This is a genomic window from Rhodococcus sp. NPDC056960, from assembly GCF_042674125.1.
Classification (GTDB): domain Bacteria; phylum Actinomycetota; class Actinomycetes; order Mycobacteriales; family Mycobacteriaceae; genus Rhodococcus_F.
In genome coordinates, this window is sequence record NZ_JBHURF010000017.1 from 43,192 (window position 1) to 65,296 (window position 22,105).

24 protein-coding genes are annotated in these 22,105 nt (G+C 68.0%); 15 read left to right on the forward strand and 9 right to left on the reverse strand.

What is annotated here, in order from left to right; genetic code table 11:
- Positions 1-6: 6 nt before the first annotated feature.
- Together rsmA and ACFTWF_RS26160 are read left to right on the forward strand one after the other, a co-directional pair.
- Positions 7-897, forward strand: a complete 891-nt coding sequence (gene rsmA / locus ACFTWF_RS26155; RefSeq protein WP_378464058.1) for a 16S rRNA (adenine(1518)-N(6)/adenine(1519)-N(6))-dimethyltransferase RsmA — start codon at positions 7-9, stop codon at positions 895-897.
- Positions 898-1,145: 248 nt separating this feature from the next.
- The gene (locus tag ACFTWF_RS26160; RefSeq protein ID WP_005255446.1) at positions 1,146-1,349 is read left to right on the forward strand and encodes a cold-shock protein; all 204 of its coding nucleotides are present in this window, start codon (positions 1,146-1,148) and stop codon (positions 1,347-1,349) included.
- A 94-nt stretch (positions 1,350-1,443) separates the two neighbouring features.
- On the opposite strand, the gene ACFTWF_RS26165 is transcribed toward ACFTWF_RS26160, so the two are convergent.
- Together ACFTWF_RS26165 and ACFTWF_RS26170 are read right to left on the reverse strand one after the other, a co-directional pair.
- Positions 1,444-1,878, reverse strand: coding sequence for a hypothetical protein (locus tag ACFTWF_RS26165; RefSeq protein WP_378464059.1), 435 nt, complete (start codon positions 1,876-1,878; stop codon positions 1,444-1,446).
- 107 nt (positions 1,879-1,985) lie between these two features.
- The gene (locus tag ACFTWF_RS26170; protein WP_378464060.1) at positions 1,986-2,954 is read right to left on the reverse strand and encodes a helix-turn-helix transcriptional regulator; all 969 of its coding nucleotides are present in this window, start codon (positions 2,952-2,954) and stop codon (positions 1,986-1,988) included.
- 226 nt (positions 2,955-3,180) lie between these two features.
- Between ACFTWF_RS26170 and ACFTWF_RS26175 the strand changes: the two genes are divergently transcribed.
- From ACFTWF_RS26175 to ACFTWF_RS26220, 10 genes are all read left to right on the forward strand, one after another.
- On the forward strand, positions 3,181-4,023 hold the full coding sequence (locus ACFTWF_RS26175; RefSeq protein ID WP_378464204.1) for a YdcF family protein: 843 nt from the start codon (positions 3,181-3,183) through the stop codon (positions 4,021-4,023).
- Between the two features lie 86 nt (positions 4,024-4,109).
- Entirely contained in the window at positions 4,110-4,412 is a 303-nt protein-coding gene (locus tag ACFTWF_RS26180) for an urease subunit gamma (protein WP_185728368.1), read from the forward strand.
- Between the two features lie 8 nt (positions 4,413-4,420).
- The gene (locus ACFTWF_RS26185) at positions 4,421-4,735 is read left to right on the forward strand and encodes an urease subunit beta (RefSeq protein WP_378464061.1); all 315 of its coding nucleotides are present in this window, start codon (positions 4,421-4,423) and stop codon (positions 4,733-4,735) included.
- Positions 4,732-6,453 (forward strand): urease subunit alpha, encoded by a 1,722-nt coding sequence (locus ACFTWF_RS26190; protein WP_378464062.1) that lies wholly within the window; start codon positions 4,732-4,734, stop codon positions 6,451-6,453. Before ACFTWF_RS26185 ends, ACFTWF_RS26190 begins: the two co-directional genes overlap by 4 nt.
- Positions 6,453-7,085, forward strand: coding sequence for an urease accessory protein UreF (locus tag ACFTWF_RS26195; protein WP_378464063.1), 633 nt, complete (start codon positions 6,453-6,455; stop codon positions 7,083-7,085). Before ACFTWF_RS26190 ends, ACFTWF_RS26195 begins: the two co-directional genes overlap by 1 nt.
- Positions 7,086-7,118: 33 nt before the next feature.
- Positions 7,119-7,805 carry an urease accessory protein UreG gene (gene ureG, locus ACFTWF_RS26200; protein WP_378464064.1) on the forward strand — a complete coding sequence of 229 codons (687 nt, stop codon included), beginning with the start codon at positions 7,119-7,121 and terminating at the stop codon, positions 7,803-7,805.
- A gap of 2 nt (positions 7,806-7,807) precedes the next feature.
- Positions 7,808-8,461 carry an urease accessory protein UreD gene (locus ACFTWF_RS26205; protein ID WP_378464065.1) on the forward strand — a complete coding sequence of 218 codons (654 nt, stop codon included), beginning with the start codon at positions 7,808-7,810 and terminating at the stop codon, positions 8,459-8,461.
- Positions 8,462-8,573: 112 nt separating this feature from the next.
- Positions 8,574-9,716 carry an RNA-guided endonuclease InsQ/TnpB family protein gene (locus ACFTWF_RS26210; RefSeq protein ID WP_378464066.1) on the forward strand — a complete coding sequence of 381 codons (1,143 nt, stop codon included), beginning with the start codon at positions 8,574-8,576 and terminating at the stop codon, positions 9,714-9,716.
- A gap of 137 nt (positions 9,717-9,853) precedes the next feature.
- Entirely contained in the window at positions 9,854-10,789 is a 936-nt protein-coding gene (locus tag ACFTWF_RS26215; RefSeq protein WP_378464067.1) for a 4-(cytidine 5'-diphospho)-2-C-methyl-D-erythritol kinase, read from the forward strand.
- Positions 10,789-12,573 carry an ABC-F family ATP-binding cassette domain-containing protein gene (locus ACFTWF_RS26220; RefSeq protein WP_378464068.1) on the forward strand — a complete coding sequence of 595 codons (1,785 nt, stop codon included), beginning with the start codon at positions 10,789-10,791 and terminating at the stop codon, positions 12,571-12,573. The genes ACFTWF_RS26215 and ACFTWF_RS26220 overlap by 1 nt, the downstream gene beginning before the upstream one ends.
- Positions 12,574-12,607: 34 nt before the next feature.
- On the opposite strand, the gene ACFTWF_RS26225 is transcribed toward ACFTWF_RS26220, so the two are convergent.
- Entirely contained in the window at positions 12,608-14,107 is a 1,500-nt protein-coding gene (locus tag ACFTWF_RS26225; RefSeq protein WP_378464069.1) for an acetyl-CoA acetyltransferase, read from the reverse strand.
- Positions 14,108-14,516: 409 nt separating this feature from the next.
- On the opposite strand from ACFTWF_RS26225, the gene ACFTWF_RS26230 reads away from it, so the two are divergent.
- The 3 genes from ACFTWF_RS26230 to ACFTWF_RS26240 are packed head-to-tail and all read left to right on the forward strand — an operon-like array spanning position 14,517 to position 16,160.
- Positions 14,517-14,993 carry a nuclear transport factor 2 family protein gene (locus ACFTWF_RS26230; protein WP_378464070.1) on the forward strand — a complete coding sequence of 159 codons (477 nt, stop codon included), beginning with the start codon at positions 14,517-14,519 and terminating at the stop codon, positions 14,991-14,993.
- Between the two features lie 47 nt (positions 14,994-15,040).
- Complete coding sequence (locus ACFTWF_RS26235; RefSeq protein ID WP_378464071.1) at positions 15,041-15,454, forward strand: VOC family protein; 414 nt, start codon at positions 15,041-15,043, stop codon at positions 15,452-15,454.
- A gap of 28 nt (positions 15,455-15,482) precedes the next feature.
- Positions 15,483-16,160, forward strand: a complete 678-nt coding sequence (locus ACFTWF_RS26240; RefSeq protein WP_378464072.1) for a pyridoxal 5'-phosphate synthase — start codon at positions 15,483-15,485, stop codon at positions 16,158-16,160.
- Positions 16,161-16,166: 6 nt separating this feature from the next.
- Here the strand turns inward: ACFTWF_RS26240 and ACFTWF_RS26245 are convergent, their stop codons facing one another.
- The 6 genes from ACFTWF_RS26245 to ACFTWF_RS26270 all read right to left on the reverse strand — a co-directional run bounded on the left by ACFTWF_RS26245 (position 16,167) and on the right by ACFTWF_RS26270 (position 22,010).
- Positions 16,167-16,658 (reverse strand): hypothetical protein, encoded by a 492-nt coding sequence (locus ACFTWF_RS26245; RefSeq protein ID WP_378464073.1) that lies wholly within the window; start codon positions 16,656-16,658, stop codon positions 16,167-16,169.
- A gap of 97 nt (positions 16,659-16,755) precedes the next feature.
- Positions 16,756-17,553 (reverse strand): IclR family transcriptional regulator, encoded by a 798-nt coding sequence (locus ACFTWF_RS26250; RefSeq protein WP_378464074.1) that lies wholly within the window; start codon positions 17,551-17,553, stop codon positions 16,756-16,758.
- Positions 17,554-17,625: 72 nt separating this feature from the next.
- A complete protein-coding gene (locus tag ACFTWF_RS26255) occupies positions 17,626-18,786 on the reverse strand; it encodes an enolase C-terminal domain-like protein (protein WP_378464075.1) in 1,161 nt (386 codons plus the stop codon).
- Positions 18,787-18,814: 28 nt separating this feature from the next.
- Positions 18,815-20,137, reverse strand: coding sequence for an ABC transporter substrate-binding protein (locus ACFTWF_RS26260; RefSeq protein WP_378464076.1), 1,323 nt, complete (start codon positions 20,135-20,137; stop codon positions 18,815-18,817).
- A 26-nt stretch (positions 20,138-20,163) separates the two neighbouring features.
- On the reverse strand, positions 20,164-21,045 hold the full coding sequence (locus tag ACFTWF_RS26265) for a carbohydrate ABC transporter permease (protein ID WP_378464077.1): 882 nt from the start codon (positions 21,043-21,045) through the stop codon (positions 20,164-20,166).
- Between the two features lie 5 nt (positions 21,046-21,050).
- Positions 21,051-22,010 carry a carbohydrate ABC transporter permease gene (locus ACFTWF_RS26270; protein ID WP_378464078.1) on the reverse strand — a complete coding sequence of 320 codons (960 nt, stop codon included), beginning with the start codon at positions 22,008-22,010 and terminating at the stop codon, positions 21,051-21,053.
- Between the last annotated feature and the right edge of the window lie 95 nt (positions 22,011-22,105).

Here is a 22,105-nt window from a genome sequence, read left to right on the forward strand (position 1 = left end):
CACCTGGTGTCCGACGCCGAAGTACCCTCCGCCGCTCGAGGTCAGGCCGCACTGCTCGGCCCCGCCGAGGTGCGCGCGCTCGCCGAGGAATTCGGTGTGCGCCCCACCAAGCAGTTGGGGCAGAACTTCGTGCACGACGCCAACACGGTCCGTCGCATCGTCGCGACCGCCGGGGTGGGACGCGAGGACACGGTCCTCGAGGTCGGCCCCGGGCTCGGGTCACTGACGTTGGCGCTGCTCGACGTCGTCGACAAGGTCATCGCCGTCGAGATCGACCCCAACCTCGCCGCACGACTCCCGGTCACGGTCGCCGACCGTGCCCCCGGCCTCGCGGACCGGCTCACGGTGGTCGGTGCGGATGCGATGCGGGTCACACCGTCGGAGATTCCCGGCGAACCCACGGCGCTCGTCGCGAATCTGCCCTACAACGTGGCAGTGCCCGTGCTGCTGCATCTGTTCTCCGAACTGCCCAGTCTCCGAACGGCTCTGGTGATGGTGCAGGCCGAGGTCGCGGACCGCCTGGCGGCGTCCCCGGGCAGCAAGATCTACGGCGTGCCCAGTGTGAAAGCCAATTTCTTCGGCTCGGTCCGTCGCGCGGGCGCCGTCGGGCGTGCCGTGTTCTGGCCCGTCCCGAAGGTCGAGTCGGGTCTCGTGCGCATCGACCGGTACGCCGAACCGCCGTGGCCGATCGACGACGAACACCGCCGCCGCGTCTTCACCGTGATCGATGCGGCTTTCGCCCAGCGCCGCAAGACGTTACGCGCCGCTCTCGGTGGGTGGGCGGGCTCGCCGGCGGACGCGGAGCGGCGGCTGCTCGAGGCCGGTATCGCACCGTCGAGTCGCGGCGAGACCCTCGACGCCGCCGCGTTCGTCCGGCTCGCCTCCACCCACCCGTGAGTACTTGTTAACCGCGGGCGGTTAACAAGTACTCACGGGCGCGAAGCGCACCCAGGGGGAGACAACCGACCGGATGTGTGGTTCACTATTGGAGGTCGTAAGTTTTGTGTTTGTGTTTCCCACGCTCGCAAATCGATGGTTGCGAGCGTTTGGACGTCCTCCACAGGAATTGTCGTAAGCGGTCGTGTCAATGACCCTGGTAACCGAGCCGGTTGCCTGAAGAAGTTACTGTGTTAGAGGAGATTTACATGGCAGAGGGCATCGTGAAGTGGTTCAACTCCGAGAAGGGGTTCGGCTTCATCGCCCCCGAGGACGGCAGCGCTGACGTGTTCGTCCATTACTCGGAGATCCAGAGCGGCGGCTTCCGCACGCTCGAGGAGAATCAGCGTGTTTCGTTCGAGATCGGCCAGGGCAACAAGGGCCCGCAGGCCACCGGCGTCACCCTGATCTGAGAACGGCCATGACTTCCCGGTTCGCCGGGACATGACGTTCGAGCAAGGCCCCACTCGTCACGGAGTGGGGCCTTGTCTCGTTTGCCGTCGGGTATCACCCCGACCGCAGGTGGACTGCCTGATAGCCGAGGTTCATGGCGCAGACCAGCCACAATTGCAACGCGGAATTCTCCGACGGTCCGAACAATCCGATCACCGCGGCGGCTCCGAGTGCGGTCGCGACGACGAGGGTGGCCGTGCCGAGTGCCCGGCTGGGGCCCGACGCGAAGATCACCACACCGGTCACGAAGAGCGCCCACAGGGTGGTCACGACGATGGCGGCCGCGACGAACCACGCCGTCGAATACCGGCTGGGCCACGTCCACGGCTGGGTTCCATTGTCGAGAGTGCACACGAACGACAGCGAGAACGCCATGATCACCACCGTCGCGCCACCGAGCGCGAGATGGCCCCCGACGAGCACCTTCCCGGCCGTTCCCACCCCCGCGGGCGCCCGCGCCCGCCCCTTCTCGACAATCGTGTGCTGCATCCCCGACTACCCCGACCCTTCCTTGTCCGTCACCTGGTTGGACGCCGCGCAGGACCGTTCGGTTCCACGGATTTTCGGTCCACGGTGACGGCTGAACGGCGTCTCGGTCAGGCGTTACCGTAGCGGTCGGCGAACAGGCGGTGACGCTCACCCACCCGTCGGCACTCTTCGCGCAGCTCAGGGGGGTCGAGGACGGTGAAGTCGACGCCGAATGCGCTGAGCCAGTTGGCGATCGACGACACGGAGTCGCCGCCGAGAGCGACCGCGCACCGCCCGTCGGGCATCTCCTCGAGGGTGCCCCAGTCCTCGTGCACCAGGGCCGCCATCTCGTCCATCGACGCGTGCAGCAGCACTCGCGCCCGAACCCGGGTGACGGCGCGGTTGATTCCGCGGGCGACGAATTCCGCGGCGCCGCCGGGCGGCAGTTCGCGGGGTACGAATCGTGGTCCCGTCGGGATCTTCGGTGTCAGGCGGTCCATCCGGAAGGATCGCCAGTCCGCGCGCGTGAGGTCCCACGCGACGAGATACCAGCGCAGGCCGGCCCGGACGAGCCGGTACGGCTCCACTTCACGACGGCTCTCGGTGCCGTCGTGGGTGCGGTAGTCGAATCGGAGCCGTTCGTGGTTGTGGCACACCGAGGCGACGGCCGACAGCACCTGCGCGTCGACGGCGCTCTTCGCGGGCTCGCGGTGGACCACGTCGACCTGCAGCGTCTCGAGTCGGTGCCGGAGTCGGGACGGCATCACCTGCCGGAGTTTGGTGAGCGCTCGCATCGACGCCTCGCCGATGCCGACGACGGAACCGGTCGCGCCGGACTGCAGGCCGAGTGCGACCGCCAGCACCTCTTCGTCGTCGAGGAGCAGCGGCGGCATCTCCGCGCCCGCGCCGAGCTGGTATCCACCGCCCACCCCGACCGTCGCGTCGACGGGATAGCCGAGGTCGCGCAGCTTCTCCACGTCTCGGCGGACGGTGCGTGGGGTGATTCCGAGCCGGTCGGCGAGTTCCGCCCCGGACCAGTCTTTTCGGGTCTGGAGCAGGGAGAGCAGCCGGAGGAGTCGTGCCGAGGTTTCCCGCATCGCCTCAGGATGCCACCGATAGCGGACATCTTCTGTCCTCTATCGGGAGTAGATAACGGTAAGTAACAATATTCCCACCAGCCCCACAAGTGTCACTACACTGGCGCCGACGATCCACGGACATCGCACGTACTTCAGTGAAGAATCCGACGGAAAGGTCCCTCGAGTGACGCACTCCCGTGTCCAGCCCCTCTCCGCAGCAGTTCGGGCGCTGCTCGCCACCGTCATGACCGCCGCCTTCTGCCTGACCCTCGCGGTGTCGACCACCGCGACGGCGTCCGCGTCGGCGGCCGACCTCTTCAACAGCGCACAGGGCAGATTCGCCGCCGGCGACACCCACGGCGCTCTCGCGGACATCGGGGGCGCCGTCGCCGGGGAACCGGGCGACACCAACGCCCTGGCCCTGCAAGCCATCTACGCCGATGCGGCCGGCGACCTGATCACCCGGGAGGCCGCGCTCGCCCGTCTCGGCGGCCTGGACGGTGGCATGCGCGCCGGCGTCGACGGCATGCTGAACGCGATCCGGATCGCGTCGTTCACCCCTCCGAACCCGCTGCCGGCCATCCAGGGGCCGTCCACCGCGATCATCGTCCTGGGCTTCGGACTGCTCCCCGACGGCACGATGCGGCCGGAGTTGGTCACCCGACTGCAGGCCGCGCTCGTCCAGTCGTGGGTGTCGCCGCTCTCGCCGATCATCGTCACCGGCGGCAATCCGCAGAACGGCATCACCGAGGCCGCCGCGATGCAGGGATGGTTGCAGGCTCACGGAGTCCCGGCAGATCGCATCCACCCAGAGCACCGCGCCGGATCGACGGTGGGCAACGCCCTCAACTCGGTCCCGCTCGCCCGGTCGCTCGGTGCGGGAGGGGCGATTCTCGTGACATCCGCCAACCACATCCGCAGGGCAACGGTCGATTTCACCGTCGCCGGACTGCCGGTGGTCGGGGCGATGAGCGCGGTCACCAGTGCCGGTCAGCTGATCGCCGAAGTGATGCCGCTGACCAAGGACCAGCAGCTCGGCATGTATCGCGACGCGATCAGGGTGTTCGGCATTCCCGCCGGCTACTGACGCACTCCTACCCGGCCCCTCCGGTGTGGGCGGTGCCGGACTGCAGTTCGTGGCAGTATGGCGACGCACCGACCGCAGGAGGACACATGCGACTGTCGCCCCACGAGCAGGAGCGTCTGCTCCTGAGTTATGCCGCGGATCTCGCGCGCAGGCGCCGGCAGCGCGGGCTCGTGCTGAACCATCCGGAGGCGGTGGCCCTCATCACGGATCACATCCTCGAGGGTGCCCGCGACGGCCGGTCGGTGGCGGAACTGATGGTGTCCGGTCGTGAGGTGCTCACCCGGTCCGACGTGATGGACGGCGTTCCGGAGATGCTGCACGACGTGCAGGTGGAGGCCACGTTCCCGGACGGCACCAAGCTCGTCACCGTCCACGATCCGATTGCGTAGGGGTGGCCGTGATTCCCGGTGAAGTGCTGTGCGCCGAGGGCGTGATCGAGCTCAACGAGGGTTCTCCGCGCACCGAACTCGCGGTGGTCAACACCGGTGACCGCCCCGTCCAGGTCGGGAGCCACGTTCATTTTCCGCAGGCCAATCACGCCCTGCAGTTCGATCGGGCCGCCGCCCACGGGCTGCGGCTGGACATCCCCGCGGGCACCGCGGTGCGCTTCGAACCGGGTATCGCGCAGACGATTTCGCTCGTGCCGCTGCGCGGTACCCGTGAAGTGCACGGGCTGAGCCTCACTCCGCCAGGGAAGCTGGATGCGTCATGACCCATCTCAGCCGTGCCCGCTACGCCGAGTTGTTCGGTCCCACGACGGGCGACCGGATCCGGCTCGCCGACACCGACCTGCTGATCGAGATCACCGAGGACCGGAGCGGCGGTCCGGGACTGGCCGGCGACGAAGCGGTGTTCGGTGGTGGAAAAGTGTTGCGCGAGTCCATGGGCCAGGGTCGGGCGACCCGTGCCGAGGGTGCGCCCGACACGGTGATCACCGGGGTCGTGGTGGTCGATCACTGGGGAATCATCAAGGCGGACGTCGGTATTCGGGGCGGGCGCATCGTCGCGCTCGGCAAGGCGGGCAACCCCGACACGATGTCGGGTGTCCACCCGGATCTGGTGGTGGGGCCGTCCACCGAGATCATCGCCGGGAACGGCAAGATTCTCACCGCCGGCGGCATCGACTGCCACGTGCACTTCATCTGCCCGCAGATCATGGACGAGGCGCTGGGCGGCGGCATCACGACGATGATCGGCGGCGGCACCGGCCCGGCCGAGGGCAGCAAGGCCACCACCGTCACGCCCGGTTCGTGGCACACCGCCCGGATGCTGGAGGCGCTCGACGGCTGGCCGATGAACATCGCCCTGCTCGGCAAGGGCAACACGGTCAGTTCCGACTCGATGTGGGAGCAGTTGCGCGGCGGCGTCTCCGGATTCAAGCTGCACGAGGACTGGGGCTCGACCCCCGCCGCGATCGATGCGTGCCTCACCGTCGCGGACGCCGCGGGTGTGCAGGTGGCACTCCACTCGGACACGTTGAACGAGGCCGGTTTCGTCGAGGACACAGTCGCGGCGATCGCCGGACGCGCGATCCACGCCTATCACACGGAGGGGGCGGGCGGCGGCCACGCGCCGGACATCATCACGGTGGCCGCGCACGCGAACGTCCTGCCGAGTTCCACCAATCCGACCCGGCCGCACACGGTCAACACGCTCGACGAGCATCTCGACATGCTGATGGTGTGTCATCACCTGAGCCCGGCGATCCCGGAGGACCTCGCGTTCGCGGAGAGCCGTATCCGGCCGTCCACCATCGCGGCGGAGGATCTCCTCCACGACCTCGGCGCCATCTCCATGATCGGCAGCGACTCCCAGGCGATGGGACGCATCGGCGAGGTCGTGTTGCGCACGTGGCAGACCGCGCACGTGATGAAACGCAGGCGGGGATTCCTGTCCGGCGACAACGGCGCCGACAACCGGCGCGTCCAGCGCTACGTGGCGAAGTACACGATCTGCCCCGCCGTCGCGCACGGCCTCGAGGGCGAGATCGGATCGGTCGAGGTGGGCAAGCTCGCCGACCTGGTGCTGTGGGATCCGGCGTTCTTCGGGGTGCGGCCGCACGCCGTGCTCAAGGGCGGAATGATCGCCTGGGCCGCGATGGGAGATGCCAACGCGTCCATCCCCACTCCGCAGCCCGTGTTGCCGCGCCCGATGTTCGGGGCGGCGCCCAAGGCGGCGGCCGCCACGTCCGTGCACTTCGTCGCGCCGCACGCCCTCGAGGACGGCCTGGCCGACCGGCTCGATCTGAGCCGGCGACTGGTGCCGGTCGCGAACGTGCGTTCGCGGGGCAAGTCCGACATGCCCCGCAACGACGCGCAGCCGAGAATCGAGGTCGACCCCGACACGTTCACGGTCCGCATCGACGGCGAGGTGTGGGAAGAACAGCCGGCGGCGGAACTGCCGATGGCCCAGCGTTACTTCCTGTTCTGATGCGCCTCGCTCATCTGATGTCCCTCGCAGATTCGCGGCTGCCGACCGGCGGCCACGTGCATTCGGGCGGCATCGAGGAGGCCGTCGCGAGCGGCGTCGTCCGCGACGTCGCCACGATGGAGGCGTTCCTGCGGCGACGGATCCGGACCGCCGGACTCGTCGCCGGATCGATCGGCGCGGCGGTGTGCGACGGCCGGCTCACCCCCGAACACGCGGACGCGGAGATGGATGCGCGAACCCCGTCCCCGGCGGCGCGGTCGTCGTCGCGGGCACAGGGGAGAGGTCTGCTGCGGCTGGCCCGCACCACGTGGCCCGAGCACGACTGGTCCCCGCTCGGAACCCGCCCGCACCTGCCCGTCGTCTCGGGGACGGTCGGAACCGTCACCGCGCTCGCGCCCCGTGAGGCCGCGCTGGTCGTGGTCTACACCACGATGACCGGCTCCGCGATCGCCGCGCAGCGGCTGCTCGCTCTCGATCCCGCGCAGGTCGCCGCGTGCACGTTCGCACTGTCCGATCTGTGCGACGACATCGCCGACCAGTGCGCGACCGGACTGTCGAGCGTGTCCGACCCCTTCCTGGACATCGTCGCCGAGCGGCACGTCCTGCGGGACCGCCCCCTGTTCATGTCGTGACACCAGCTGTACCCCGGTAAGGAGAGATCAACCATGCCACCGCATTTCATCGATGGTGAACCCCACGACCATCAGCACGACCGTCCCCGGCGGGTCCGGGTGGCGGGCGAACCGGTCCGGATCGGGATCGGTGGGCCCGTCGGGTCGGGCAAGACCGCGCTCGTCGCGGCGCTGTGCAGGCAGCTGCGCGAGGAGTTGTCGCTGGCCGTGCTCACCAACGACATCTACACCACCGAGGACGCGGACTTCCTGCGCCGCCACGCCGTGCTGCCGGACGAGCGCATCGCCGCCGTCCAGACCGGGGGCTGCCCCCACACGGCGATCCGCGACGACATCACCGCGAACCTCGACGCCATCGACGACCTGGTCGCGGCCAATCCACCGCTCGATCTGATCCTGGTGGAGTCGGGCGGCGACAATCTCACCGCGACGTTCTCCTCGGGGTTGATCGACGTGCAGATCTTCGTCGTCGACGTCGCGGGTGGCGACAAGGTGCCCCGCAAGGGTGGTCCCGGTGTGACGTTCTCGGATCTGCTCGTGATCAACAAGACCGACCTCGCCCCGATGGTCGGAGCCGATCTCGGGGTGATGCGCCGCGACGCCGAGAAGGTCCGCGAGGGCAGGCCCACGGTGTTGATCTCGTTGACGGAGGACCCGTCGTCCGGGCCGGCGCTGGCGTGGGTGCGCGAGCAGGTGCGCACGCTCACCGCCGTGCACTGACGGTGCGCACCGAACTGACGATCGTCGCGTCGCCCGATCGCAGTCCGCGGATCGCCGCGGCCGGGGGACTGGCAGCCCGGATCACCGGACGCGACACGGTCCACGTGATCGGCACCGCCGCGACCCCGCTCGGCGGCGACCATTGGGATATCACCGTCCGGGTGCTGCCGGGGGCCCGGCTGACGCTGCGCAGCGTCGCGGCCTCCCTGGCCTTGCCGGGCCGGGGTTGCGCGCTGTCCACGGCGCGGTGGTCGGTGGAGGTCGCGGACGACGCCGCGCTCGACTGCGCGCTGGAACCCACGGTGATCGCGGGCGGCGCGGAGCATCGTGTGGAGACGACCGTGTCACTCGCGGAATCGTCCACACTGCTGCTGCGCGAGCGGGTGCAGATCGGCCGGTCGGGGGAGGAGACCGGCCGCTGGGTGGGCATCACGAACGCCGATCTCGGCGCTGTGCCCCTGCTCCGGCACCAGCTGGAACTCGGGATCGGCACGGTCTCGCACGACGTGCTGGACCGCCCGGCAGCAGTGACGAGTGCGCTGCGGTATCCGGACTCGCGGCCTGCGGACGTCGCGGGCGACATCCGGTCGGCACGCACCCGTCTTCCCCTCGCACGCGGTGGCAGCCTCACCACGCGGCTGGGCCCGCACCTGTGACGCAGGTGAGCGGCAAAGTGCGTGATCCGTGAGTCTTTCGGCGCAGACCCGGTCCTTCAGGTCTGGGATAGCCGATCTGGTTTTGTCGGACCGTGGGGTTAGTGTCTGGGTTATGGCGGGGAGGGTGGTGAGGCGGGCGTTCAAGTACCGTTTCTATCCGACTGCGGTGCAGGCGGATCAGCTTGCTCGGACGTTCGGGTGCACCCGGTATGTCTACAACCGGGCGTTGGCGGAGCGGTCGCGTGCCTGGGCGCAGGAGCGGCGGCGGATCACCTACGCGGATACCTCGAAGATGCTCACCGGATGGAAACGGGAGGCGGAGACCGCGTGGTTGTCGGAGCCGTCGAAGGGACCGTTGCAGGAGTCGCTGCGGCAATTGCAGGGCGCCTACGACAAGTTCTGGCGCAAGCAGACCCGCTACCCGCAATTCAAGAAGAAGGGGCAGTCGAAGGATTCGGCGACCTACTTCTCGAACTGCTTCACGTACCGCGGCGGGCAGATTCGGTTGGCCAAGCAGTCCGAACCGCTGGACATTCGGTGGTCGAGGCCGCTCCCGGAGGGGGCTGTGCCGTCGCAGGTGACGGTGTCGCGTAATGCTCGCGGCCAGTATCACATCTCGATTCTCGTCGAGGACACGATCACCGAACTCGAACCGACCGATCGGGTGGTCGGGCTCGACGCCGGGATCGAGAGCTTGTACACCCTGTCGACGGGGGAGAAGATCACCAACCCGCGTCATGAAAGCAGGGACCGTGCGCGGTTGGCGAAGGCGCAGCGGGTGCTCGCCAAGAAGCAGAAAGGATCCCGTAACCGGGCCAAGGCCCGACTGACGGTCGCGAAGATTCACGGTCGGATCGCCGATCGGCGGCGCGATTATCTGCACACACTCTCCACTCGACTGGTGCGCGAAAACCAAGTGATCGCCGTCGAGGATCTGAGTGTGCGGAACATGGTCAGGAATCGGTCGTTGTCGCGGGCGATCTCGGATGCGGGGTGGTCCGAGTTCCGGTCGATGCTCGAGTACAAGGCCGACTGGTACGGGCGGCGGGTGGTGGCGATCGACCGGTTTCATCCGTCGTCGAAGACCTGCTCGGTGTGCGGGGAGATCGCGTCGGCGATGCCGCTGGACGTGCGGGAGTGGACGTGCCGGTGCGGCGCCGTCCACGATCGGGATGTGAATGCGGCGAGGAATATTTTGGCCGTCGGACTGGCGGTGGCAGCCTGCGGAGATGGTGTGAGACCTCCCCGCACCTAAGGTGTGGGGAGGCAACTGTCGGTGAAACAGGAACCTTGGGACGTGAGTCTCGAGGGGAATCTCGGTCGTTCACGGCCGAGAGGACGTCAAGGTGCGCATTTCCGCACGCGTACCGGGAGCGCCTAAGCTCTACCCTTGTGCTTTCCGTCGTTCCCCGCCCCGTCGTCGTCCGGGCCCCGTCCAAGGTCAATCTGCATCTGGCCGTCGGGGACCTGCGTGGCGACGGCTATCACGAGCTGAACACGGTGTTCCAGGCGCTCTCGCTCGGCGACACCGTGTCGGTGGTTCCCGCGGAGACACTGTCGGTGACGGTCCGCGGCGAAGACGCCCGCGTGGTACCCACCGACAGCAGCAACCTGGTGTGGAAGGCCGCGGAGATGCTCGCCGCCGAATCGGGACGCCGCCCGGACGTCGAGATCGCCATCGACAAGGGGATCCCGGTGGCCGGGGGGATGGCCGGCGGCAGCGCCGACGCGGCGGCGACGCTGGTGGGGCTGAACGCGCTGTGGGCGCTGGACCTGTCGCGGGAGCAACTCGACGGATTCGCCGCGAAGCTGGGCAGCGACGTCCCCTTCGCCCTCCACGGCGGTACCGCGTTCGGGACGGGGCGCGGCGAGCGCCTCCTGCCCGTGCTGTCCCGCAGCACGTTCCACTGGGTGCTCGCGCTCGCGAAGGGCGGACTGAGCACACCGACGGTGTTCCGGGAGCTGGACCGTCTGCGGGCCGAGGGAAATCCGCCGCGACTCGGCGGTGCCGAGGAACTGATGCACGCGCTCACGACGGGCGACGCCGCGACGCTCGCCCCGCTGCTGGGCAACGACCTGCAATCTGCCGCCCTGTCCCTGAACCCGGGCCTGCGGCGGACGCTGCGTGCCGGGGTCTCGGCGGGCGCCCTGGCCGGGATCGTCTCCGGGTCCGGCCCGACCTGTGCTTTCTTGTGCGCTGACGCGGATGCCGCGGTCCAGGTCAGTGCAGAACTCGCTGGTGCGGGGGTGTGTCGCACGGTGCGGGTCGCCAGCGGACCCGTGCCGGGCGCACGAATAATCAACGACGCGGCGGAGGGATCGCACTGATGGCGAATCTGATCAATCTCGAGCAGGTATCGAAGTCCTTCGGCATCAAGCCGCTGCTCGATTCGGTATCTCTCGGAGTGCAGGAAGGCGAACGCATCGGTGTCGTCGGCCTCAACGGCGGTGGCAAGACGACCATGCTCGAGGTGCTCGCCGGGGTGGAGGCACCCGATTCCGGACGGGTCAGCCGGGTCGGCGGACTGCGGATGGCGGTCGTGACCCAGCGCGGCGTCCTGCCTGCCGGTTCGAGCGTCGGCGACGTCGTGCTCGGACCGCTGGGTGTGGCCGACCACGAATGGGCGGGCGACGCCCGCATCCGGTCGATCCTGGCCGGGATCGGCATCGACAACCTGGGTCTCGAGGCCAAGGTCGACGGGCTGTCGGGCGGCGAGCGGCGTCGTGTGGCGCTGGCCGCGGCGCTCGTGCAGGATCTCGATCTGCTGGTGCTCGACGAGCCGACCAACCACCTCGACGTGGAGGGTGTGCAGTGGCTGGCGGAGCATCTCGTCGGCCGCCGCAGCGCGCTGGTGGTCGTGACCCACGATCGCTGGTTCCTCGACACCGTCGCCAACCGCACGTGGGAAGTGGTGGGCGGCAGGGTCGAAAGCTACGAGGGCGGGTACAACGACTGGGTGTTCGCCCGGGCGGAGCGTTCGCGGCAGGCCGACGCGGCCGAGGAACGTCGACGCAACCTCGCCCGCAAGGAGCTGGCCTGGTTGCGCCGCGGTGCGCCCGCCCGCACGTCCAAGCCGAAGTACCGGATCGAGGCCGCCGAGGCGCTGATCGCGGACGTGCCCCCGCCCCGCGACAACGTGGCGCTGGCGTCGTTCGCGCAGCGCCGGCTCGGCAAGGTCGTCATCGAACTCGAGGACGCGCGGCTGGAAACCCCCGACGGCCGGGTGCTCGTCGACGACCTCACGTGGCGGTTGGCTCCGGGGGAGCGGGTCGGCCTGGTCGGCGTCAACGGTTCCGGCAAGACGACGCTCCTGCGCACGCTCGCCGGGGAGATCGCCCCGGCGTCGGGCAAGCGGCTCCAGGGTCAGACCGTGCACATCGGCTGGCTGCGCCAGGAACTCGACGACCTGCCGACGAACATGCGGGTGCTCGAGGCCGTCAAGGACGTTGCCGAGCGGATCACGTTGGGCGACAAGGAGGTGTCGGCCGGGCAGCTCGCCGAACGGCTGGGATTCACGCCGGCCCGGCAGCGGACGCCGGTGGGCGACCTGTCCGGTGGTGAGCGGCGCCGGCTGCAGCTGACGCGGGTGCTGATGGCGGAGCCGAACGTGCTGCTGCTCGACGAGCCCACCAACGACCTCGACATCGACACGTTGCAGCAGCTCGAGGACATTCTCGACGGCTGGGCGGGCACCATGGTGGTCATCAGTCACGACCGGTACCTCATCGAGCGCATCTGTGATTCGACGTGGGCCCTGTTCGGCGACGGCAAACTGACCAACCTGCCCGGCGGCATCGAGGACTATCTGCGTCGCCGGGCGGCGATGGTCGACACCGGCGCGCCGTCGGTCGCGTCGACGGCCTCCGGTGCGTCCGCACCCAAGCAGGTGCGCGACGGGGCCGCCGAGCGCGCCGCCCGCAAGGAACTGTCGCGTCTCGAGCGGGCCGTGGCGAAGCTCGACGACCGCGAACGGAAGCTGCACGAGAAGCTGGCGGCGGCGGCCACCGATCCGGACAAGCTGCAGAAGCTCGACGCCGAGCTCAAGGAGGTCGTCGCGGAGAAGGAAGCCACCGAGGAGCAGTGGATGGAGCTGGCCGCCGAGCTGGACTAGCATCCTCCCCCTCGGTCGCGGGTCGCGGGTCGCGTCAGAACCGCAGCGACAGGACGCCGTCCCGGTCCTCGACGTGGACGGAGCAGCCGATCGCCGACCGCGCGGGGGTCCGCGTGAACGCGGACAGCGCGGCCGCCTCCTCGGGGCCGGTCTGTCCGGCGAGCCGCCGGCCGTCGGGGGTGGTCGCCACGACGAGGCCGGTGGCGGGAGCGCCGCCGCGGCCGTACTCCACCGTCGACGTGACGATCTCGGCTCGTCCCTGGTAACCGGTGACGATCTCCGGTGCCTCCGACGCGAGTTGCGCCGGCTCCGGATCGCCGACGTATCCGCCCGGGTGCGGGGTGCTCGCCAGCAACACCACGTGCTGGTACGTCAGGTAGCCGCCGTTGCCGTGGATCAGGGCCGGTCCGGCGCCCTCCCGCAGCCGGCGGGTGACCTCGGCGATGGAGTGCAGCGTGTAGCTGTTGAGGGGACCGCCGAAGAAGGAGTGACCGCCGGTCACGCTCGGCACGGCGTGCGCGGGCAGGCCGAGCGTCCGGGCCAGGAGCTTCGGAACCACCGGGAAACAACTGTAGGCGTCGACGACGTCGAGTGCCGAGGCATCGATCGATGCCCGCGACAGCGCCCGGCCCACCGCGTCGGTCAGAGCATTCGACGTGCCGAAACCGTTGCGGCTCAGTACATCCACCGAATCGGTGGCTCCTGCCCCGCCCCATACGTACACGATGCGGTCGTCCGGGACACCGTGTTCCCGGGCGACGGCCAGCGAGCAGACCAGCACGGCGGCGGCCTGATCGACGAACGGCATGGCGTTGAGCGTCAACGGGTACGGCTCGCACACCATGCGGTTCCCCGGACCCACCGTGGCGATCTCCTCCGCGGTGTACACCTCGGACGTCCACGACGCCGGATTCTCCGCGGCGAGTTCGGAGAAGGCCGAGTACATCCGCGCCGACTCCGCCAGCGACTCGTCGGGGCTCAGGCCGGACTCGTGGGCGAGGCGGTTCTCGAACAGCGGATACACGCGCGTGGGCACGATGAGCCCCGCACGCTGCATCGCGGGACTTCCGAGATCCGCGGGATCGAAGGCGGGCGGTCCGCCCGGGGCGCGCGACCAGTCCAGCGACGTGGGATCGGTACCCGACTTCCGCAGCGACGTCATGGTCGCCTGCGTCTCCCCGCCGACGAGCAACGCTGCCGACGACCGTCCCGCCGCGATGTCGCCGCCGATGCGGTCGAGGAGCGCGGCGGGCCAGTGCCCGCCGATCGGGGACGTGCTCGATCGCGGTGCCGGCAGCGCCAGCCGGGCGGCGAGCAGTCCAGGGAGGTCGTCGTAGGTCCAGCTGACAGTCTTCACCGCACGGATGGTGTCGATCTCGGCACCGAGCGCAGCCGAACCGCTGTCGGCGACGGCGGCGCGGGCGGCGTCGGTGATCAGGTCGAGGGGTTCCCGCGGGCCGGCGGTGTCGCCCGCCCTGCCGGAACGGAGGTCGCCGACACCGACGATCACCGGTGTGCGGGTCGGATCGGCCATGGGTACCCCTCTCGCGTGACCACGTCAGCGTCACGATAGTGCGGGACGAGTTACCTGTGGACTTCGGGTCACAGCAATTGCATCCGGAGTGCCCGAGTGAAGGCGCGGCTGGGGATGTGGACAGCGCGAGATATCAAGCAAAGCAATGGTATTGGTGCAGATTCGGGTGGTGCGGCTCGCGCCGCGAGCTTTGCCAACCGAAGCTCATCAGGTGAGGCTTGCCTAAGGTAGGCTGTGGGTGTGCTGGAACCGCAGGCCACGCAGTCATTTCGTAACCTTTTCGTGTCCCGGATCACGGCCTGAATATGCATGATCCGGGCAAAACGGGGGAATCCAAGGCGAACGTGCAGATTTTCCGACTAATCTGCACTCCAGGGCTTGCATGTTCGCTGCACAGGAGGCGGGGGTCATGGATCTCGAAGCAATCAAACAGATCGAGCAGCTCAAGCACCGTTATTCACGTGCTCTCGACACGAAGTCGTGGGTCGAGTTCGCCGATACGATGGTCCCGGACGTCACCGCGACGTACAGCGAATACCTCACGTTCGACTCCCGTGACTCATTCGTGTCCTTCCTCGAGAACACTCTCGGGACCCACGTCATCACCGAGCATCAGTGCGGCCAGCCCGAGATCACCGTCACCGGTGACACCGCCGTCGGCGTGTGGTTTCTCGCCGACACCACGCTGATTCCCGAGGACGGGATGTTGTTGCGGGGCTCTGCCTACTACCACGACCGTTATCTTCGGTGCTCCGATGGGAACTGGCGGATCACGCACACCGGATACGAACGCACCTGGGAATCGGTGGCGGCGCTCTCCGACTTCCCGAGTTTCCGGCTCACGTCCAACAAGTGGGCGATGTTGCAACCTCCCGCGTCCGCCTGAGGGAGCACACTGAGATCCGACGCATCACGGACCACAGGGAGGTGACGATGTCTCCGGACGTCCCTGTTCCCGGCGCGCTGCCGTATCTGACGGTGCGGCGGGGCATCGAGGCCATCGAGTGGTACTCCAAGGTGTTCGGCGCCGAGGTGGTGGGGGAGCCGATCGTCATGGACGACGGCCGGGTGGGCCACGCCGAACTGCGGTTGCCGACCGGCATGATCTATCTGGCGGAGGAGTTTCCCGAGATGGGCCTGACCGCGCCGGAATCCGGGTCGACGTCCGTGAGCCTGATGTTGTCGGTCGACGATCCGGATGCGGTCCTGGTCGGTGCCCGCGACGCCGGCGGCACGGTGGAACGGTGGATCTCGGAGGGGCACGGCCATCGCAACGCGACCCTCATCGATCCGTTCGGCCATCGCTGGATGCTGGTGGGGCCATCGGATCCGGCCGCGCCCGCTTGACGGTCAGCGCCGCGGCTACTCTCGGCACATGCCGACTACTCCCGACCGTTCGTCGTATCCGGACACCCGCGCGTGGATTCGGGCCCTGCCCGCACTCGGCGGCGTCACCCCTCCGCCCGTCGGCGCGCTTCCGGAGTCACCCGGGGCGCTGTTTCTCGACTGGATGACGCAGGCCGCGGCGGCCGGCGTTCCGGAACCGCACGCCGCGGCGCTGTCGACCGTCGATGCCGAGGGCGTTCCGGACGCCCGATTCCTGCTCCTCAAGGACGTCACCGAGCAGGGCTTCTGGTTCTCGGGCGACGCCCGGTCGCCGAAGGGGCGTGATCTGGAAGCGAATGCCGTTGCGGCCCTGACCTTCTACTGGAAGGAACAGGGGCGGCAGGTGCGGGTCCGCGGAACTGTCGTCGAGGGCGATCCGGCGCTCTCCGCCCGTGACTTCCGCGAACGGTCGATCACCGCGCGGGCCGTGGCTGCCGCGAGCCGCCAGAGCGAGATATTGGACGACCCCGCCGAGTACGACCGGGCCGTCGCGGCGGCGGTGGCCCGCATCGAGGCCGACCCCGACTTCGTGTCGGACACGTGGCGGGCATGGTGCGTCGTTCCCGGCACCGTCGAGTTCTGGCAGGCGGACACGGGGCGCAGGCACGTGCGCCAGCTCTACCGCCGCGTGTCCGACCGGTGGATCCGTGAGGTGCTGTGGCCGTAGCCGGGCTCAGCGGGTGGTCGCCGAGGGCGAGCGCAGGTCGACGACGATCGACTGGCCGTTGAGCTTCGCGTGGATCTCCGGGCGCTCGAACCCGGCAGCGACGAGGTACTCGCCAAGCAGTGCCAGCAGTTCGTCGGCGTCCACGGTGGGGTCGGCGGAGTGACTGCTCGACGACGCGAGGTGCTCCTCGAGCAGTTCGGTGTGTGCAAGACGACCGGCGACTCGCACGGCTGCCACTCCCATCGCGTTGCGTCGCATGACGGTGCGTCCTCGAGATTCCAGCGACGCCGTCGTCTCGGGCGCGGCGACCGGCTCCTCGGTGCTGTGCGAACCCGAGCTACGCGTCGGCAGTGGGAAGGTGAACGTCTCGGCGGAGCTGGTGGTGGACTTGCCGTTGCCGTTGCCACCGGTCAGACCGCCCGTGCCCGGTTCGGCGAACGGGGACTCCGCCGCCGAGCCGTTGCTGCCCGATCCGTTCGTGGAAATGCCGTTTTCCATCGTGTCGCTTCCTGCTCGTGGCCGAACGGGTACCGCGCAAAGCCCGTCAGTGTGCTCGATTCGCAGTGAAAGTTACCAGCAGCGTGGAACGGCCGCGTCAGCGAACGCCTTCCGCCCGCAATTCCCGGGCCCACGCCGAGGCGTGTTTCGTCAGCACGCCGGCGATCCGCTCCAGCTCACCCGGGTACGACGCGACCTCGGCGGGCATGGACACGCTGAGGGCGTCGGTGGCGGGAATCCGGTAGGGCACGACGGTCGCGATGCACACCACACCGACCGTCCCCTGTTCCCGTTCGAGAGCCCAGCCACGGTTGCGCACCTCGCCGAGTTCGGTGACGAGGTCGTCGAGGTCGACGATGGTGTTGTCGGTGAACCGCTCGAGCTTCTCGGGAAGCATCTGCCGGACCTCGCTGGTGGTCAGTTCGGCGAGCAGCGCCTGCCCGAGTGCAGTGACGTGACACGGCAGTTTGCGCCCGACGCGGTGCATGCGCCGAACTTCGACCTTCGATCCGCGACTGGCGAGGTAGATGACGCTGGCCTCGTCGCGCCGCGCGAAGTGGACGGTGTGGCTGACTTCCGACCGCAGCGCCTCGAGCACCGCCGCCGCACGCGAGACGACCGAATCCTTGTCGAGATACGACGTGCCCGCGAGCAGCGCATGGGTGCCGATGCCGTAACGCGAACCCGACTCGTCCGCCTCGATCCACCGCAGATCCTTGAGCGTGCGCAGGAGGGCATGCAGACTCGAGCGCGGGTACTTGCACGCCTCCTGCAGCTCACCGAGGCTCATCCGCGTCGGCGACGCGGCGAGCGTCTCGAGGATGTGGATGGTGCGCTCGGCAGACTTGACCGGTTGGGATTCCGGGGCGGCCCCACGAATGTCTTCTGTCACCATGAAGACACTATCTCTCATTCTGAACGCGATATCACCTACTGACGCGTGTTCGCTGCCGGCGACGGAGCCCATTCAGTACTCCGCAACGAGGTTGGCCGCGATGTACTCGAGATCGATGTCCTCGCCGAGACCCGGTCTCTGCGGCATCGCCACCATGCCGTTCTCGTCGACGGGATCGACGATGGACTTCAGGTGGGGCGGCACCCAGTCGTAATCGACGTGCGGGTGAAGAAGGCCGCGCTCGTACCACTGGACGTTGTTGGCGGCACCGACGAGCGCGAGATTGGGCGCGCCGTTGCCGTGGATCTCGCACTCGAGGCCGAAACCCTCGGCCATGTGCATCGTCTTCAGCGCCGGTGTGATGCCGCCGCCGTTCATGGCCCCGACACGCAGGATGTCGCACGCGTCGTTCGCGATCCAGTCCGCGCGTGACCGGTGGCGCCCCGGTGTGGTCTCGGGCCCGATCACCGGGGTGTCGATCTGGTCGGCGAGCCACCGGTACGAGCGCAGCGAGAACTCGTCCATCGGTTCCTCGAACCAATCGAACTTCAGCCGATCCAGTTCGCGCCCGAGTTTCAGGGCGTCGGTGCGCGAGTACCAGTGGTATCCGTCGAGCATCAGCGAGAAATCCTCGCCGACGGCATCGCGGACCGCGGCACAGGCGTCGATGTCCCGGCTCAGGTTCGGTGAGTCCGGCAGCGGAGGCATCCAGGTGTGCAGCTTGATGCCCTGGTATCCGCGCTTCTTCAGCGCCACAGCGAAGTTCGCGTAGTCCTCCGGTGTGGCGAGGCCGCCGTCGATGTCGTCACCGCACATGGTGCTCGCATACGCCTTGACCTCGGTGCGGGCGCCGCCGAGCAGCTTCCACACCGGGGTGTCGAACTTGGTGCCCGCGAGATCCCACAGCGCCTGGTCCAGGTAGCTGCAGGTGTGCTCGGGAAGTTCGACGGCCCGGGTGCGCTGACGAATCGACCACTTCTTGTCCATCGCCTCGCGCGCCAGCGGATCGGCACCGATCAGGACGGGCCGGAACTGCTGCTCCACCTGGTCCTGCCGAAGGTAGTTCGGTTTGCCCAGAACGTATCCGCTGACGCCGTCGGAGTCGGTGATCCGCAGGAGCGCCCCGGTCGTAGGCACGGACGGGCCGGGATGGCGATGACCGTACGAGTCGACCGAGGTGCGTGCCTCGGTCTTGAAAACCTGTACGGCGACTTCTGTGATCACGCTGGACATGATGATTCGCTTCCTGTTCGAAAATCTTCTATTTGCCCTGGCGGGCGACGTACTTGGCCATGGAGCGATCGAGCTTCTCGGCGAAATCGTCGGCGAAGTCCTGCGCGCTGAGATGCCCGATCAGCACCTTCTGCCACTGGCCGAGCATCTGCACCTGAACGATCTTGCCGAAATCGGGCAGGTAGTCCGGCGGTGTGACCAGTACGGTCTTCGGGTCGTCCAGCGCCGCGAGAGCGGCCTGCACCGACGGCATGCTCGCGAATTCGGGGGCCGAGCGGGCGGCCTTGTTGACCGGGATCTGTCCGACGCGCTCGTTCCAGTACGCCTGCGATTCCTGGGACGTCATGAACTCGAGGAATTTCCACGCCGCGGCCTGGTGCTGACTGCTCTTGAACACGGTGTACGACGGGAACGGGTCCGTCATCACGGTGCGCTTTCCGTCCTCGTTGCGGGGCAGTGCCACCGCTCCGACCTTGTCGCCGAGTGCCTTCTGGTGGTTGCTGAGCGAGCCGAGGTTGTGCTGCATCATGGCAACCGATCCGCCGCCGAAACTCGCGACCATCTGCGGGAAGCCGTTGTTGACGTCCGCGGTCGGGGTGTCGACGTCGTAGAGCGCGGCGAAGCGTTCGATGGCGTCGACCATCTCGGGGCGGTTGAGCGTCGACTTGCCGTCCTCGAAGAAGCTCTCGATGCCGGTGCTCGCGAACATGTACTGCAACAGCGGGTAGATCGACCCGGCGCCGCCGCGGATGGTGAATCCGTAACGGCCGTCGTCCTTGTCGGTGAGCGCCTTCGCCGCCTCGTAGAACTCGTCATACGTGTCGGGGGGCTCGATCCCCGCCTCGGCGAACCAGTCGGCGCGGTACCAGAGGGTGGCGTTGTTGCTGGTGTACGGGAGACCGTAGAGATGTTCGCCGCCGCCGGATTCACGCGCAGATTCGAGAATTCCGGCATCGTACTCGTCGTGCTGCGGTGACGCCGCCATGAAGTCGTCGAGTGAGATGACGGCGTCCTGGGCGACGAGCGGGGCGAGGTAGGCCGTGGAGACGATCCCGAGATCCGGCGCCGAACCGCCGGCGAGCGCGGTCTGGTACTTCTGCTGGGCGCTGTCCGACGGCAGGCCCACGTATTGGATCTCGATCCCGGGGTTGGCGGCCTCGAACCTCCGGATGAGCTCCTCGTACAGCGGGGTGCGATCCGGTCCGGCGTTGTTGTCCCAGAACGTGAGCCGGGCGTTGTTCGGGTCGCCGAGGGCTCCGTCGGGCAGGGAGGTCTCGGAACTGCAGGAGGCGAGCACGAGCGTCGCCGCCGCGCCGACCAGGGTGGCACGCAGGAGCGTTCGCCGGTTCATGTGGGTCCTCTTTTCGGAAGTCATGATCAGCCCTTGACCGCGCCGGCGCTGAGGCCCTGGACGAGGTACTTCTGGATGACGGCGAACACGGCGACCACCGGCACGGCGGCGATCAGACCACCGGCGGCGAGGACTCCGAAGTCGACGTTGTAGGAGCCGATGGTGTAGCTGAGCCCAACCGGCAGCGTGAATTTCTCCTGGCTGCTGATGAACATCAGGCCGAACAGGAAGTTGTTCCAGCTGCCGATGAAGGCGAACGATCCGACGGCGATAAGGCCGGGCCGCAGCAGCGGCAGCATGATGATGCGGAACGCACGCAGGCGTGAGCAGCCGTCGACCATCGCGGCCTCCTCGAGTTCCACCGGGATCTGCGCGATGAAACCGGCCATGAGCATGGCGGCCAGCGGAAGCTGGAACACGGTGTCGGCGACGATGAGGCCCGTCAGATTGTTGACGAGATTCATCTCGCGGAACACCTGGAACAGGGGGATGAGCAGCATGGCCCCGGGCACGAACTGGCTGCAGAGCAGGGCCATCACCAACGGGATCTTGGCGCGGAACTTGAAGCGAGCCAACGCGTATCCGGTGGCCAGCGCGACGAAGGTGGTCAGGACGAGCGACAGCGCCGCGACGATGAGGCTGTTCTTGAAGAAGAAGCTGAAGCCGAGGGTGTTCCACACGGTGTCGAAATGGTCGAACGTGATGGGCCAGGGGAGCATCGAATTCGATCCGGCGGGCCGGAACGCGAACACGATCATCCAGTAGAAGGGGACGAGAGTGAACAGCAGGTACAGCGCGAGGGGGAGTCCGACACTGAACATGCGCGGCTTCTTCGCGGGCGCGCGCAGCAGTCCGGAGGTGTCCGGCTCGGCCGGCGCAGCGGTGGGACGATCGGTGGTGGTGGTCACGACGGTCAGACCTTCTCACTGTTGAACTTGCTCAGGCGCAAGTAGAGGATCGAGCAGAACAGCAGGATCACGAACGCGACCGTGGTGAGTGCCGCGCCGTATCCGAAGTCCTGGGCAGTGGTGGCGAGTTGGGAGACGTAGAGCGGGAGTGTCGTGGTGACGTCGGCCGGGCCGCCCGCGGTGAGGGTGTAGAGCAGATCGACGTTGTTGAACTCCCACACACCGCGTAGCAGCGTCGACAGGATGATGACGGCCTTCAGGTGTGGGAGGGTGACGAAGCGGAACCGCTGCCAGCGGTTGGCGCCGTCCACGTTGGCCGCCTCGTACAAGTCCTTGGGAGCGCTCTGCAGCTCGGCCAGGATGAGAATGGCGAAGAATGGAACACCGCGCCACAGTTCCGCAACGCCCGTCGCCCAGAACGCGGTGTCCGGATCGGCGATGGGAGCGGCGGTGCCGTCACCGATGCCCATGTTGCCGAGAAGTTTGAACAGGCCCGTGGACGGGTTGTAGATCAGCAGCCAGATGCCGGTGGTGAGGACGCCGGAGACGGCCCACGGGGAGAACACCAAGGCGCGGGCCAGGCCGCGGCCCCGGAACACCTCGTTGACCAGTAGGGCCAGCCCGAGTCCGAGGATCAGCTGGAACACGACCTGAAACCCCACCCACTTCGCGGTGGTGACCAGGCTGGTCCAGAAGAGGGAGTCGGCGAACATCAGCCGGAAGTTGTCGAGGCCGGCGAATCCGTTGTCCCACGGCGTCGTCGGGTTGTAGTACTGCAGGCTGTAATAGAACACACTGCCGACGGGGTAGAAGATGAAGACGGTCAGCAGGATCACCACGGGTGCGATCAGGATGTAGGGGGCCCAGGCCCTGCGCCGGGCCGGTCTGCGATGTGTGCGACCGGGGGAGACCGGCGCCGCCGGCGCGGACTGCCCTCCCGGCCTGGAGGAGGTGGTGGTGACCATGGTGCACGCTCCGAAGTTCGGTGCCGGTCGCGCCGGCGGGTCAGGGGAATGTAGTTGCTGCGGCTGGGGCGAGATCGAGGGGGACGATGCGGACT